General features: G+C 38.9%; 15 protein-coding genes. All 15 read right to left on the reverse strand.

Translation table 11 applies throughout. The annotated features are described in order from the left end of the window. Positions 1-290: 290 nt before the first annotated feature. A complete protein-coding gene (locus tag AC13CS_RS00495) occupies positions 291-827 on the reverse strand; it encodes a hypothetical protein (protein WP_482888265.1) in 537 nt (178 codons plus the stop codon). Positions 828-891: 64 nt separating this feature from the next. Then, positions 892-1,491, reverse strand: a complete 600-nt coding sequence (locus AC13CS_RS00500; protein ID WP_482888266.1) for a hypothetical protein — start codon at positions 1,489-1,491, stop codon at positions 892-894. 24 nt (positions 1,492-1,515) lie between these two features. Beyond that, the gene (locus AC13CS_RS00505; protein WP_421808763.1) at positions 1,516-1,761 is read right to left on the reverse strand and encodes a hypothetical protein; all 246 of its coding nucleotides are present in this window, start codon (positions 1,759-1,761) and stop codon (positions 1,516-1,518) included. An 81-nt stretch (positions 1,762-1,842) separates the two neighbouring features. Then, the gene (locus tag AC13CS_RS00510; RefSeq protein WP_482888267.1) at positions 1,843-2,955 is read right to left on the reverse strand and encodes a glycoside hydrolase family 113; all 1,113 of its coding nucleotides are present in this window, start codon (positions 2,953-2,955) and stop codon (positions 1,843-1,845) included. A 349-nt stretch (positions 2,956-3,304) separates the two neighbouring features. Beyond that, complete coding sequence (locus tag AC13CS_RS00515) at positions 3,305-4,915, reverse strand: type IV secretory system conjugative DNA transfer family protein (protein ID WP_482888268.1); 1,611 nt, start codon at positions 4,913-4,915, stop codon at positions 3,305-3,307. 11 nt (positions 4,916-4,926) lie between these two features. Beyond that, complete coding sequence (gene mobB, locus AC13CS_RS00520; protein ID WP_482888269.1) at positions 4,927-5,952, reverse strand: MobB family relaxase; 1,026 nt, start codon at positions 5,950-5,952, stop codon at positions 4,927-4,929. Positions 5,953-5,954: 2 nt separating this feature from the next. Continuing rightward, positions 5,955-6,542 carry a BfmA/BtgA family mobilization protein gene (locus tag AC13CS_RS00525; RefSeq protein ID WP_482888270.1) on the reverse strand — a complete coding sequence of 196 codons (588 nt, stop codon included), beginning with the start codon at positions 6,540-6,542 and terminating at the stop codon, positions 5,955-5,957. 532 nt (positions 6,543-7,074) lie between these two features. Next, entirely contained in the window at positions 7,075-7,524 is a 450-nt protein-coding gene (locus tag AC13CS_RS00530; protein ID WP_293294651.1) for a JAB domain-containing protein, read from the reverse strand. An 83-nt stretch (positions 7,525-7,607) separates the two neighbouring features. After that, complete coding sequence (locus AC13CS_RS00535; protein ID WP_293294653.1) at positions 7,608-7,988, reverse strand: DUF6876 family protein; 381 nt, start codon at positions 7,986-7,988, stop codon at positions 7,608-7,610. Between the two features lie 64 nt (positions 7,989-8,052). Continuing rightward, entirely contained in the window at positions 8,053-8,460 is a 408-nt protein-coding gene (locus AC13CS_RS00540) for a single-stranded DNA-binding protein (protein WP_293294655.1), read from the reverse strand. Continuing rightward, complete coding sequence (locus AC13CS_RS00545; RefSeq protein ID WP_293294657.1) at positions 8,457-8,687, reverse strand: hypothetical protein; 231 nt, start codon at positions 8,685-8,687, stop codon at positions 8,457-8,459. Before AC13CS_RS00545 ends, AC13CS_RS00540 begins: the two co-directional genes overlap by 4 nt. An 897-nt stretch (positions 8,688-9,584) precedes the next feature. After that, positions 9,585-10,484, reverse strand: a complete 900-nt coding sequence (gene bla / locus AC13CS_RS00550) for a class A beta-lactamase, subclass A2 (RefSeq protein ID WP_421813749.1) — start codon at positions 10,482-10,484, stop codon at positions 9,585-9,587. 350 nt (positions 10,485-10,834) lie between these two features. Continuing rightward, the gene (locus AC13CS_RS00555; RefSeq protein ID WP_482888271.1) at positions 10,835-12,529 is read right to left on the reverse strand and encodes a TlpA family protein disulfide reductase; all 1,695 of its coding nucleotides are present in this window, start codon (positions 12,527-12,529) and stop codon (positions 10,835-10,837) included. 111 nt (positions 12,530-12,640) lie between these two features. Further along, entirely contained in the window at positions 12,641-13,312 is a 672-nt protein-coding gene (locus AC13CS_RS00560; protein WP_482888272.1) for a hypothetical protein, read from the reverse strand. A gap of 99 nt (positions 13,313-13,411) precedes the next feature. Next, on the reverse strand, positions 13,412-13,954 hold the full coding sequence (locus AC13CS_RS00565) for a site-specific integrase (protein ID WP_293294665.1): 543 nt from the start codon (positions 13,952-13,954) through the stop codon (positions 13,412-13,414). Positions 13,955-14,293: the final 339 nt, after the last annotated feature.

The raw sequence follows: 14,293 nt of genomic DNA on the forward strand, positions 1-14,293 counted from the left end.
GGACATAAAAGGGGAATCAATGAGAAAAAAAATTAAAAATAAACGTTAACTTCAGCACCAAAATGAGTCGATCTCGTGCACTTGATTTGCACTGCTCACTTTCATCCGCCGCAGGTGGTATACATTGACCGCCCTATCCACCATAGAGCATAATTATTTGAGGCACTGGTACAAATGCGGTAATTATCAATACTGCTCCTATTATCAAAGGAATATTGATGTTCTCAGATTTGCTCATTTTCAATTTTAAATAATCCACATCGTTTATTTGAACTTTTTTCCATATCATATTAACCTTCATGATTCTGCATGGCTTTGAAAATTTCTTCCCATAACAAATCAATTTCTTCTGGATGCACAATTAGGAAGGTACAAGCGACCGTTGAAAAATCATTAATAACCTTTATAGGGTCGTCATATTCCACACCTTGTCTAGAAATGCTAAGAACTTGTACCATTTGCTTTAGTTCCTTTTTTGAAAGCTCAGCATCCAAATTATGGCTGAACTTGTTCCTTATTGTATTTAATTCGATTATTCCAGGTTTTACAAATGCTGCCCTTACATCTTTTTGTGATAGCAATTTAGCTTTTTGCGCAAAGGTCAATCTTGCTTCCGATATATCGATCTCAGGAATTTTAAATGCAAGGTAGTTGTTCAAATAATGTTCCACTATAAGATGATACTTTAAGACCTGCCCGATAATATCATGGTCCTTATTCATTAACGATTTAAAAAAGTCATTTTGTCTGTTAAACTCAGCTTCGATTTTATCAAAATGTTCACTGAACTCTTTAACAACTTCCTTTACTTTATCTATGATTCTCATCGTTTATTTGAACTTTGTTATTCTATACTATTCACGGGAGCCATTTGTATATTGTTTTTTGTTTTTAGCCGATCCAAATGTTCAATCGTTCATTAGGGATTTCCTTTTCGAATAGCCTCGTTATAAATAAATTTGAAGGTCTTACTTTCAAATCTTTTTGGTTTTTGAATTCAATAAAAAAAACACCTCTCTCAACAATATCCAGAGTCATTATTTTTTTGGCCCTTTGGCCAAATTCATACGATTGAATTCGCAACTTTGTTACTTTTGGACTGATTACCTTTCCATTTTCTTTGTTTTTTAATTCAATAGAAAAGTCGCCAACAGAGACATCCCAACCACCAAGAACTTTTATACTATAAACTCCAACTGGTAATTCAATTGCTTTACCAGAAGCATAAATGCTAATAGGAAATCTCGTTTCTAAATACCTTAAATCAGTATTAATTATTTCAATATCCTTTGGGACTTTGCTTCTATGCAGAAATCCCAATATTTTATTGTCAGGTGTTAATTGGTCATAACTACTTTTAACATAAGGTCTAGCACCATCTGTGGGTTCAAATTCAGTTTCCAGATAATCGATTTCTTCTTCATCCAATTCACGTACTGTTCCGTCATTCTCGACATAAACAAATTCAAATTTTTCCTTTTCTGTTTTCAATTGATTTTATTCAAGGTTTATCGTTTATTTGAACTTTTCCGATATTAGATCCATCCTTGATAATTGAGAAGGATTTAATTTCAAATTACATTCTTTAATAAAATATTCAAGATGATCAATGGCTAGTCCAAATTCATTATTTTCTAAAAACTCTTGAATAATTTCCTTGGCATCATATACACCTAATGACTCAATTTCATGTGGCAACCTCACATTATTGAAAAACTCATCAATAATTTCATTACTCAATTGCCGTATCTCTTGCCTCATCGTTTATTTGAACTTTCCTTTAAAACAGCTAAAGATTGACAAACTCAATATTGGTATGAAATAGAAATGTTGCATTTTATGTTATTTTTTCTGTTTGTACCATTGTTTTATTATTTCTTCGGCTCTCTTTCCTTGCGGGGAATAGGCAGTTGATTCACCTGTATTGGTATATTTCCATTTCCAAATAAAGCCACCTGCAAACCAACTTTCATTCCAGAATTGATTATACAATACCTTGTAAAGATTATATTGCAATTCATGAAATTCTGGAAAGTTTTTCGAATCTCTCCATGGTTTTTGAGCAGCTGTTGGGCCAGAAGGATACCCATACTCTGTAAAAAGAATCGGTTTGTTGAATTTCGATGACAGACTCTTAATTTTCTCAAAGTAAGATTGCCAATTCTGTTTGATTTGCGAATTCGAAGCGTCTTGAACCTCACTTAATGGGAAATAAGCACTTATCCCGATATAATCTAAATCATCCCAAAATTTAATATTGGAATAATTGTTCCAGTTTGCAGAAAAAGTAAGAGGTCCAGGATAGATTTCTCGTACCTGCTTTATAAGATTTCGCCAATAGTTCTCCCTTTTGATGGCAGATATACTAAGCTCTGTTCCAATGCATAGCATGTCCAATTCAAGTGAATCTGCAATTTTTGCGCAATCTAGAATAAATTTGGAATGTTGATTTTCCCATATTGGCCATTCCGATTCATTTATTACATCAAAATCTCCTCGCCATGTTCCTTTGGTTTTTCTTTGAAGACTATTAATATACTCTTTCCGTTTTTCTACATATCTATTGAATTCCGTTTGATTACTGAAATCAACTTTTGGTTCCTTAAATTCTGAAAGATCATCCAAAAATGTCAAATGAGGTTTAAGCATAACTTTTAAACCCATTTCTTTGGCTAAGTTTGATGTTACAATAGACCCTTCATAAGTTTCGCTATACCAATTACCAGAATCATGAAATGTTTGAACTGATAAATCTTGATGGTATGTGAAAGCTTCTGGTGTTATTGCCATCCAATTAGCATTAAAATCTTTCATTTTACTAACCATATCCACCTTGATAGGAGGTTTTGAAGGGCCATCGAATATAAAACCACCTATTTTTTCATTTTGAGGAGTTGCTTTTTTGTCCTCACATGCAACAATTATCATTATGAGAATAATGATTGTATATTTCATTTTGGAAATTAGAAACAACTTATTTGTACTAGTATTTGGCATCCTATTCAGTCCAATTTTCATAAGGATATTTATAAATGTAGGAATTTTCCTTTTATAAAAAATTGATTTAAAGGTGTAGGGAGGGAAAAACAGTCAACCTATCCATAAAAATCGAAATTCAACATAGGGGTAATAAAGGGTATAAATGGGAAACCAATTAAGTGTACGGAAAAAGTAAACTCGTTAGAATCAATGGACTCGTTTTACAATGAAAGTTTAATAAAACGGTGGCTTAAGAAAACATAGATAGTTTCAAGATTATCGTAAGCTTACTTTTACAAGAAGTAAAGCTTATTGGGGTTTATTGCTATTGAAACAAACCCTTTACCTCCAAATGTATGCGTTGAAAATTGGCGGCAATTTCAGGGCTGTTTGAAGGATATGTGGACTTTGGCAAATTCCGCTCGACCTTGGGCACCGGAAACCGTATCTTTCTGTCCTTCCCATCCGAAAAGGCGATGAATTCCCCTTGTCGCAATCGAAAGAACTCCTCGGACCGCACCTTGCCTACTTCCCGTTCAATGTTGGTGATCCGGGTGTCTGACGCCATAAAATCCGCTTTCTTGCTCACGCTTCGTATGGGCTTTTTGACCAGTTCAAAAAAACGTTCATAATAGTAGGCGGTATCCGGGTCATTCGCCTTACCAAAAAACTGATAGGACAGGTTGGAGAGAATGGCCCTACTGGCCTTATCGCCGTACATCATATCGTTCTGGGCCTTGTCCTGCATCACGTAGACTGTGGTGATATCGTAGCTACGAAGGGTGGCCGGGATCCGGTGCATGTTGAGCAGGCGAATGGTCGGGGCCTCTTCCATCAATACGAAGGACGAATGTTGCCCCCGAAGGCTCATCTGTTTGATAACGGTATGGAGAATGGTGGCAATGATGGGGGAGTAGGCCGTTTCAAATTTGGGATGATTGACAATGGATAAGATGGCAGGATGCTCCGGGTTATTGATATCCAAGTCCACTTCATCAGCGGAGAGGGCCATGAATATCCGTTGGGTCGATATTTTCTTTAGAGCGTTGGCCAGCGTGGAAAGTACCCCGGCGGTCTGCCGTTGGGAGGCCCTGCCTGCAATAAAGGCGTCGGCCATCGCCTTGGCCACGAGATCTTGGCTCAGCCATTGGATGAGATGCTCTGGTTCCAAGAGTTGATATACTGCGATAAGGTGGGGGAGGGTACAGTGTTTGGGGTGATGGGTGCGAAGCATCCAGATCAACCCTCCCAGCAGTCCCTCGACAGCATCGTTAAAGAACTTGGAGGAACCCTGGGCCACCGACTCCCGTTGTTCAAGCAGGTTTTCCAGTAGGACCCGGGAGACCTCGTTCACGCTTTCCTCATCGGGCAGGTATCTGGGCGCTATGGGATTCACCCGTTTATGGATGGTATCAAAGGACACGATATGAAAAGGAATGCCTTGGTCATGGAAGAGGGGATAGGCCAATTCGGTAATCTCAAAATGTTTGTAATCGTGGATGACCCCACAGAACCCATGCTTCTGAAAATGCTGCAATAGGCCATAGACCACGGATTCTGTTTTCCCACTTCCCGCTGAACCTATTATGGAAATCCCCCGCCGAATGTTTTTAAGGGTCAAGGCACCACTGCGGAGGGGTAGTCGAGCCTTGTATTTCGGGGGTATGGTGGCTTCGTCCTCACGTATATAAAACATCAATCCGATAAGCATATTTAGGAACAGCGAAGGGAGCAAGGCATACAATAGTAAGGGTACTATAATTCCCCATCCCAAGAAATAAACAACTAAGGCACCTTCCAATAGAAACAACCCCAGTACTATCAGAACACCCCATCGTTGGACATACTGGAACAGCAGCATGCCCAATCCCAAAGGTAGGTACAGTAGCCACCAATGGTAAGTGAAAAAGGCATCAACGGAATCTAAGTATCCCATAGGTGTAACCATTAGATTTCAATAGAACTGGCCTTTCTAGCGAGGGCTGCGGCCTTTTGCAATCGGGCGATGGTCTTCCGGGCGATGGCTACCTTGCTGGTCGGAATCTTGGGCAGGGGTACTTTGGTCCCTGTCTTGGACAGCAATTTGAGGGCCATGGCCCTTTTGGAGGCGGGCAGTCCCATGATTTTGGAGAAATAGGCCTTTGGGTCCTTGTCGAGTGTCTTTCGGGCATTATAGGATTCCACATAGTTGCGGTTGTATTTGAACATCCGGTCAAAGGTCTTTTCGGCCTTTTCAAAAAATTCATCCCTACGAAATCCTCGTTTCACGGTCTGCCCATGGAGCTTAGCCTCGGATTCCCGATAACTGCTCCCTGGGGACAGACTGTAGGTATTGGTGACATCCTTCCGGCTCATCACGATATGCACATGGGTTTGGGAACCCGGTTTTTGGATTCCCTCTTCGATGGGTTTACCATCCAATTTATGGGGCATCTGTTTGTAAAGCCGGTCAATGTCCCGTTGGATGTGTTTTGGATTCCCTTGAAGCGCCCCACGGTTGACCTTGGCCAGGTCGTTCTGGAGTTTGGCAATCTGTGCGCGATACGGGCGGTTTTCCCGAATCTCTCTGTCCCTTCCTGAATAGGTTCGTTCCTTTTCGATCTTCGCAAAATATTTTAACTGCTCCACTTGGACTTGTTCTTTACGATAGAAAGAAGCTGCATAATCCTTCATCACCTCCCGAACATAGGCTTTTAGCTTTTCGGGGTCATTTTGGATGGCGGCCAGTTCCCGCTGGCTGGGATTGATGGTCAGGGAGTAGAATTTGGGCTCGTTTTGTTTGAGGCGGTCCGTATTGGCATCGATTTCTTGGACCACTGTTTTAGGGTCGATATGGTCCTGGGTTTGATTAAAAAAAGGTTCCTGTTGTTCGGGAGCGAGTTCCTTGTTTTCCTTTTCGAGATAGTCCACAAAGTCTGCTGCGCTTTGGGAAAAGGTTTCCCCGAGATGTTGTCGTGTGATGGTGATGTACATAGCTATGGTGTTTTAAAATGTTCTTGAAATGTTTTCCATTCGGAGAGGGTCATCTCCAATTGAAGACGGGGAGCCCCGAGAGGAGGTCGGATGATCTTGACTCGATTAAGGAGCTGCTCGTTGATTAGAGTTTTAAGCTGAGCCAGTTCCTGTTCCAGCAGTTGGCGTTGTTTGCGTTCTTCGAGCAGAGCAAACTCGGTATCAAGGTCCATGACTTGGATTTCAGGGATGACCAATTCGCCCTCGGGGATATCGCCAGACTTTTGAGTTGAGGAGGTAGGTCCCCCTTCAAAGAGCAGTTCCATCATCGCCTTGGTGGGCATGATACCATGCTTTTCAAGGTCCTTGATGATAGCGATGGTGGCATTGTTGCGTTTGGCGGTAAAGTCGCGGAACTTTTGGAGGAAGTCCATTATCAACCCAATGCGCTTGCCCAGGTTTTCATGGGGGGAGATTTCATTGTACTTGAAAAAATCGAGCATCCCAGATAGGGCCAGTGAATGGGTCTTGTAGTACATGCGCGAGAAGGACTGGAACCGTTTGGCGGTGTCCTTTTTGAAGCGTATGTTACTAAAACTTTCAGTCCCCATGGTAGTTTTTGATTTGGATTTGCCGCAAATCCGTGCCTGTTTATAAGGGGTTCGCGGGCATTTGCCGCAAATCGGGGCCTCCCAAGGCCCATGTTTAAAAATCTTTTCGATAATAAACCACTGTAAAACAGTGTGTTATTTTAAAATCAATGTATGCAACACCGGCTGGCCGTGTTGTCCTCTTGCTATTCTTTTCTGTGCGCAGCACAAAAATCATCGCCTAGTTAAAGGTATTGCGCACGGGCTGTTGAACGAAAAAGGGATAAAATTTTAAGAAGGTGCAGCAGGTGGAATTATGGAGTTTGCAGCAAATATTAAAAAAGGGTGGATTTCTTTTAAATAGGAAGAGATGATTTAGGTAGGTGTATTGTCTCACCGTATTATCAACACCATTGGAAAAACAGACGGAAAAGATGATAAAAAACGAGTTGTATTTTAATGCGGAAACGGTAATTCATAGGACCAAAAAAGCCACCCCAATGGGATGGCTATCAAGTTTTAGCTTATAAAATGGCTGTCTTGATTGGATAACTCACAGCATGCCATTATCTGCGAAACTGAAGTAGTCGCCATTGGGTACGATAATGACGTGATCGAGCACTTTGATATCGAAGAGTGCAGCAGCCCGTTTGATCTTTTGGGTCAGCTGTTTATCGGGCTGACTGGGCTTGAGGTTCCCCGAGGGGTGGTTATGGGCAAGACAAATTCCAGTAGAAGTAGTCTTGAGGACCACGGCGAAGAGGATACGCAGGTCCACCACGGTACCCGTGATGCCCCCATCGGACACCTGATAGATGCCCTTGACCCGATTGGAGTTGTTGAGCAAAAGGATCTTAAAGGATTCTTTGAGGGCCAGTGTATCGGCATCCCAATTGGCGTGCAATAGTGCGGCCACATCCCGGGAAGAGGTCAATTGGGGCGCATCGGCCATTTTGGTTTTCTCCCGGTAACTGATTTTTATTTCGTTAACTTTAGCTGTCATTTTTCTGAAAATTGGATTAATGAGTAAGGGAAAATGATAGAGGGGATGTTCCAAAGGGTTGTTTGGGCATCCCCTCGACCATTTTAGTATTCGGAGGGCAATAGCAGGGTATTATCCACAAAAAAGAGTCGGATCTGTTCCAAGGGAAAATCCGTGAAATGGTACTGCTGTAAGGCTAGTACGGTACCATTGCCATCGGTATAGGTGATTGCGGCATCATAGCCATGGGTTTCCACTTCGGATGGGGAATAGCGTTTAAAGTCGATGGTAATAAATCGGCTTTTGTCCCTGAGGCTCTTGCCCATCACGGAGGCGTCTGTCAGCAGCCAAAAGGCATTGGCGGACTGGGCAAGGAATTGGATGCCCTCGGTGTACCGTGTCCGGCAGAGGGGAAGGGTAAAAATCTGTTGCGAGCCGCAAAACTGGTTTAGCTGTTTTTTGAGGTGTTGGATGTTTGTTTCCATGGGAATTGAATTTGAATTGAACAAAAAAGAAAAGTAGGGATGCCCTAGGGGCACCCCTTGGGTGCTAGGCATCCTTTTTGGCGGATGTCTTAGAGGTCTTGGACCGAGGGGTCTTTGGTTCACTGTCCTCTTGGGCAGCTTTGGAGCCCAATAGCAGCACTTCATCGGCCACGATTTCGGTCACATAGCGCTGGTTCCCGTCCTCTGTGGTATAGGAACGGGTCTTGATCTTCCCTTGCACGCCGATCTCGCTGCCCTTGGCGGTGTACTTCTCGAGGATATCGGCGGTCTTGCCCCAGGCCACGACCTGGTGCCAGTCGGTGTTCTGGATTTTTTCCCCTTGGTTGTTGGTGTAGTACTCATTGGTGGCCATGGGAAAACGTGCCACTTTACGTCCTCCGTCGAGGAGGGTGATCTTGGGGTCTTCCCCCACATTTCCGATTAACTGTACATGATTTCTGAAATTGCTCATGATTGAAAGGATTTATGCCCAAAACGGGCGGTTAGAAAATAATTGAACTCATCTTTGAAAAATCGAACCCCATTCCAAGGACCCATTGACAAAAAGCCGCAGGCAGTTGATTTACTTATGGTATCTGGAGCGTCTTCCTTTTTTTGATGGTTTTGTGCTGCTTCCGATAAATAGGATGTGTACGATTTCATGTTTTGTGGTATTTGATTTACTTCCAGTAGCGCCATCGCTGTCACCTTTTTTTGATGCTAAATGGGGTACAGCATCCCTTGCTGTGGGAGCCGTATAAAAAAGAAACCCCTCCGAGGGGAGGGGTCTGGCTTTATGCCGGCTACAGGAAGGGATGTTGTTGTTTTGCCTACCAAAAAAGGAGGGACGGCGGGCTTAGCAAGTAATATCAATAACGAAACTGGAGAAGTTCATAATCCATGGAAGTAGCACGAAACAAACATACTCAGTAGTGTATAGCTATCTTTTTGTTTAAGATATTTTAGAACCATGATTTAAGGTGTTGAATCGTTACTACAACTACCACAAGAAATTTATATGCTCACGACTCACATATTTTCAAACGGAGAAACCCTTATACTCAATCTGGATTATATTGAACCAAAAAACGATTGATTGGATTCCCAATGTAAAAGAATCATTTCCATCTGTGTTTAGATTCTTTGCTATTGGATTTTACAAAGCAGAGATCAAAGAAGAACTTTTATATCACTTTGGTTGTAGCCTTACCTACTTCTGATAATTGGGATGTTTACGATTTCATGGTTTGTGGTATTTGGTTTACTTTCAGTTTTATGGAATGAAAATCGAAATTTATCATGGCATTGAATTATAAAAAGAGGATTTATCGGCTCTGACAACTATTGGAATTAGTTAGGAAAGAATTATTTCAAGAAAAGATTCTACGGTAGATATTACATTTTGTTGGATAAAAAGCGAAGCTTATTTAGTCTTTTCCATTCCAAAACCTAATTTTTTATCATTTTCTAAGCCGAAATTCACAATCCCAAAAAAAAGTTCTTGGTCTCCAAGACATAGCTTGCCTTTGACTTGTTATTAATTATGTAAAGTTTTGGTTTACTTGTTGGCTTTCAATTAGCAAACAATACCAAAGACTACTTGTTCATAAAATAATCCCAAGATGCTCTTGAGATATCAGCTATAATTTTTTCATTGGTTTCAAGGCTTTCCGAAGATGAAGTGATAAACACGCTTATGGTGTAATAGTCCCCATTTGGAAGAAATACTATTCCAATGTCGTTAACTGCAGCTGTTACTCCTGTTTCTTTATGTTTCCCGGACCAGCCCGTTTTGTGTGCAGCGGTTATTTCTTTAGGTAATTGCCCTTTTAATCTATTTTTCCCTGTTTTGGTGCTTTTCATTACATTCCATATAAAATTGTAGCTTTCTTTGGACAGTAGTTCATTTTTGTTTTCATAGTATGATATCAGTATTTTATTGGCCTCTTTTGGTGTTGTCCAATTTAAAAATTGTAATTCCCAATTGTTTTGCATCGTCTCTTCATTAATTTTGACTGCAAAATCTTTAAAACCAAGACTCGAAAAATATTGCTCAACAGTCTGTGGACCTTCGAGAAGTTTTAGCAAAACATCACAGCCCACATTATCGCTTAGTGCTACCGTGTAATGTATGATTTCAGCTAATGTAAGAACGGTTCCTTTTGGATGTTTTTCTTGAATGGGACTCCATAATCCGGGTAGCAGGTCATTTTTAGTGATTTCTATTTCTTGGTCAAGCGAAAGATTACCTTTATCAATTTCAGATAATATGGTTAATGCAATGGGAAACTTAAAAACGCTTTGCATTGGGAAGTGTTTGTCCCCATTGATACTTATCGAGTCTTGAATGTTCAGCCCATTAATTGCCACACCTACTACTGCTTTTTTATTTTGTATGATGCTATCTATTTTTTTTCTTAGATTTAAGTTGTGCTGACTATAACTTTGGATGGTTAATGTGAAAAGGATTATGAGTGTAAGAAATGGTTTTTTCATTTTACTTTCTAATTCTTGAGGGCAATCAGAATTCTTATAAGCTTTGAAATACCTCAAGCATATGATGTGTTCAAATATATTTTTTTCTGTTTTAGATCAGTTTGGTTACTTAATCATCCACAAAATTGATTCTAAAAATGCCTAACATCTTCATGGTGTAGGTTTCCTTAAAATAATGTTGTCTTTCCCCTTTGTTTGTGTTTGTAGGAGGATAGCCATTGGTATAAACTGAACAATTGCAGTCTTAAAGAAACTTACTTTTACGTTTGATTTATATTTTCCGATATGTTATTTAGTTGGCTTATAATTTTAATCATTTCGCTGCATTATAAGACTAGGTTCATATTTTCTTAATTAATTTCGAAATATTTCACATCTCGAGAGAGCTTGGAGAGACCAATTCCAATTTTGTCAAATTGAGGTTTCAAGGATTCTAAATTTTCAAAATCATCAAAAACGAAATTATATTTAGAATCATTTTCGCCTTCAAATTGAATATGGATTTTTAATCTATTTTGAAGGTATGATGCTAGTTGTTTCAAGCTTAGGCGTGTGACTATATGTTGTCCAGATTTTCTTTCTACCATACCACCACCTTCAATATTTTCAAAATGTTTTTCTAATAGATTAGGGTTTATAATCTTGAGGATGTATACATCGGTGTTTTTACTTTTGGTTTTAATATTGAAGTTGTATACATTTTGAATATCATTTAAAATTTTAGTTTTTCCTTGTCCATACGTCAAGAATCCACTTTTTGCTTTAATGTTCAGAAGAATGGTATCAAGTTCAGGTTTATTATTAATTAAACTTAAATCTTTTATTTCTAAAAAATCCATAATAACGTCGGTAACAGGCACAGATACATATGTAATATCAATTAAATCGTCTTCATTCTTCTGATTTTTTGCGAAATATAATTTGGGGTTTTTGCCTTCGGATAGTTGATAATTATCAAATTCTATTTTTTTTTCAGTGATAGAATCCAGGTTATAATAGGCTTTGTTAAACTCTGTAATATTCGGCTCTGAGATTTGGCCAAAATCTAAATACTCTATTAATACCTTTTCAAAATCTTTAGAGTTTCCTACCCAAATAAATTCTCCATCTTTTGAGATAAGACACCTTGTAGGTCTATTGGTTACAGCAAATTTTTTAAATAATTGTTTGTCAACATCATTCAAAAATTTAAGTTCGTAGGTCTTTTTAGCTAAAAAATCATTTACAACATCTACGTTTTCATCACTGATTGCAATTATTTGTAAATCATTTTTATATTTTTCTTGTAATTTCTCTAAATGAGGAAACGACGCAATGCAGGGACCACACCAAGTCGCCCAAAAATCTAATAGCAACAATTTGTTCTTTTCTATTTTACCGTTTTTAACATTTACTAAATCATAATCAGAAATATTTATTTTATCTCCGATTTTTACAGGACTGATAGATTGTTTTTTACGATTGTCACAAGAAATTGTAATGAATACTAAGGAGAGTATAATTAATATTCGTTTTGAAATAACATTTTTGAGAAACAGAAAACCGTTGCGAATCAATTTGTACTCTAGTGCATAAATAGCTATCAGAACAAGTCCAAACACAACAGGTAGTATGCCCCCAAAGCCGCAAGCCATGCTCAAGATAAAGCCTAAATAATATTCTGCCTTATAGATTGGTATAAATAGTGCTAAGGCAAATGAAAGCAGCAAAATATAGTTATGAAAACCCAACCTGCTATAAAACAGAATAGTCAAAACAATACCGAACAAAAATGACGAGATAAAGCCATAAACTTGTGTTTTTGATACCCGTTTTTGTTGATTATTAGTACCACCTCTTTGTATAATTAACAATATAAACCAGCTAATTATTGGAATTGTTAGCAACCCCCACCAATTGGATATTTTTGGAAGATTTTCATTGGCCAATAGGTGATGGGAAACCACACCGCCACGAGAATGCTCCAGTAAAAGAATCGCTAAAATAAAAAGAATGATTGCTGAAATAATGAAAAGTTTTGTTTTAGCATTTAGGATTATATTCATGCTTTATTTATTACTTGATTAAATTAATGTCTAAAGCGACCCATAGTTGGATTTAACAGTTTACTATTCTAATCGCTCGTCTAAGAAAGATAGTTGTTAATGGTGTTCCTATCATATCGTTTTAGGCCGCTTTCTAAATTGAACGCGAATCAGCCAGTAAATCAGGGATACTAGGACAAGAAGTACCGGTAAAAAAAGGATTAATGTACCTCGTATAGCTTTCGGAAATACTTGTGGTTGTCCAAGAAACAACGATGCCGCCGCAATGAAAAACGCAAAACACATTCGCCAGAGGTGACGCAAAATGCGATGTTTACCAAAAGCACCGCCTGACCTTATTACCTTCATATCAAATATGGCAGCTAGTAGGGCAATTGAGCCGAAGAAAAAATAGGGGCCAGGGGAGGCACTTGATCCTTCGTAAATAGGTGTTTCACTTTTAAGCACTTTTACTCCGATATAATAGGCAAATACTGTTGTCATTAGCGCTACAAACATCGCAATCTTTTCAAATACTCCAGCTTCTCCCTCTTTCTGAATGGCTGTTATCCAAGATGTTGCGACAAGATAACATGCCAAAACTCCACCGACCACTGATAGCGGTTTAGATACATAAATAGCTAGTCCCGCTGCAGTTGCTCCCATAATCAGCATGGAAACAAAAAAAGCATTACCGGATTTCCGATGGTAGCGGCCTCCTTTTTTGAATATCATTGCGATAGTTCCGGAGAGCAGAGCAATGGTTCCTGCGATAATATGAATACTTACAAATATATTTAACATGGTGTCGTTTTTTTGATTTTTAATTGAATTGGGCATCGGGTTACGTTGCAGAAGATGAGTAAAATGAGTGCATGCTTTGCGTTATGGCAACCGTACTTTTTACGATTTGATTTTTTTAAGAATAAACAGAACACCCCTACGAATGAGTTTGTATTCAACAAAGTAGATAAGGATGGAAACTCCCCCGAATAGGATTGGAAGTACACCTCCAAAACCATAAATCATACCTATGACATAACCAAAATAGTATTCGGCTCTATAAATAGGTAAAAACAGTGCTAAGACAAAGCTAGCTATGAGAAGGTGACTATTTAAACCAAGCTTGGCATAAAAGAAGATGGTCGTAATGATACCAAATAAAACTCCGCCAATAAAGCCATAGAATTGCGATTTTGAGATTGGTTTTTGTTTATTGTTTTCACCTTTGTTACGCATTTGTAAATTGGAAAGTGAGAGCCAGCTAAATAGTGGAATAGTTAACAGCCCCAACCAATTTGATATCATAGGTAGGTCTTTGTTGCCCAAAGGATGGTACGAATTAATACCACCCCGCAAGTATTCCAACAAGAGCATTATTGACATTAACAAAGTGGCAGCAGCTGTCAAAATCAGTTTAGTTCTTAATTTTAAAACAATATTCATAATCTAATCTTTGAGTCTTTTCTGTTTTTATCCTGAAGGAATACGAGACTAGCTTTGTTTATTACTTAAAGTCTTTCACATCATACCTTTGTGATTCATGCAATATCGAAGTTTATAGAAACCTAAGACTTCACATTTGTTAAGTAATGTCTTTTGGTGTGGTTAATGGTTTTTGAACTGATAACCGATTTGACTGCCTTGGAATTTATAACTGATTTAAACCATAAGCCTGATATTATCTTAAATGGAAATAAGTATTATAAGAGGTGTTTTCCGCATTGACATGTGTTGCTTTGGAAAAGTCAAATTCAGTAGGTGATTCAAAAAATGAATACCTAT

The sequence above is a fragment of the Flagellimonas sp. B-3 genome (genome assembly GCF_056857835.1).

Bases quoted from the DNA above. Each gene is read 5' to 3' on its own strand.
- AC13CS_RS00495 (WP_482888265.1), bottom strand. From the start codon at position 827: ATGAGAATCATAGATAAAGTAAAGGAAGTTGTTAAAGAGTTCAGTGAA.
- AC13CS_RS00505 (WP_421808763.1), bottom strand. From the start codon at position 1,761: ATGAGGCAAGAGATACGGCAATTGAGTAATGAAATTATTGATGAGTTT.
- AC13CS_RS00510 (WP_482888267.1), bottom strand. From the start codon at position 2,955: ATGAAATATACAATCATTATTCTCATAATGATAATTGTTGCATGTGAG.
- AC13CS_RS00515 (WP_482888268.1), bottom strand. From the start codon at position 4,915: ATGGGATACTTAGATTCCGTTGATGCCTTTTTCACTTACCATTGGTGG.
- mobB (WP_482888269.1), bottom strand. From the start codon at position 5,952: ATGTACATCACCATCACACGACAACATCTCGGGGAAACCTTTTCCCAA.
- AC13CS_RS00525 (WP_482888270.1), bottom strand. From the start codon at position 6,542: ATGGGGACTGAAAGTTTTAGTAACATACGCTTCAAAAAGGACACCGCC.
- AC13CS_RS00530 (WP_293294651.1), bottom strand. From the start codon at position 7,524: ATGACAGCTAAAGTTAACGAAATAAAAATCAGTTACCGGGAGAAAACC.
- AC13CS_RS00535 (WP_293294653.1), bottom strand. From the start codon at position 7,988: ATGGAAACAAACATCCAACACCTCAAAAAACAGCTAAACCAGTTTTGC.
- AC13CS_RS00540 (WP_293294655.1), bottom strand. From the start codon at position 8,460: ATGAGCAATTTCAGAAATCATGTACAGTTAATCGGAAATGTGGGGGAA.
- AC13CS_RS00545 (WP_293294657.1), bottom strand. From the start codon at position 8,687: ATGGCGCTACTGGAAGTAAATCAAATACCACAAAACATGAAATCGTAC.
- bla (WP_421813749.1), bottom strand. From the start codon at position 10,484: ATGAAAAAACCATTTCTTACACTCATAATCCTTTTCACATTAACCATC.
- AC13CS_RS00555 (WP_482888271.1), bottom strand. From the start codon at position 12,529: ATGAATATAATCCTAAATGCTAAAACAAAACTTTTCATTATTTCAGCA.
- AC13CS_RS00560 (WP_482888272.1), bottom strand. From the start codon at position 13,312: ATGTTAAATATATTTGTAAGTATTCATATTATCGCAGGAACCATTGCT.
- AC13CS_RS00565 (WP_293294665.1), bottom strand. From the start codon at position 13,954: ATGAATATTGTTTTAAAATTAAGAACTAAACTGATTTTGACAGCTGCT.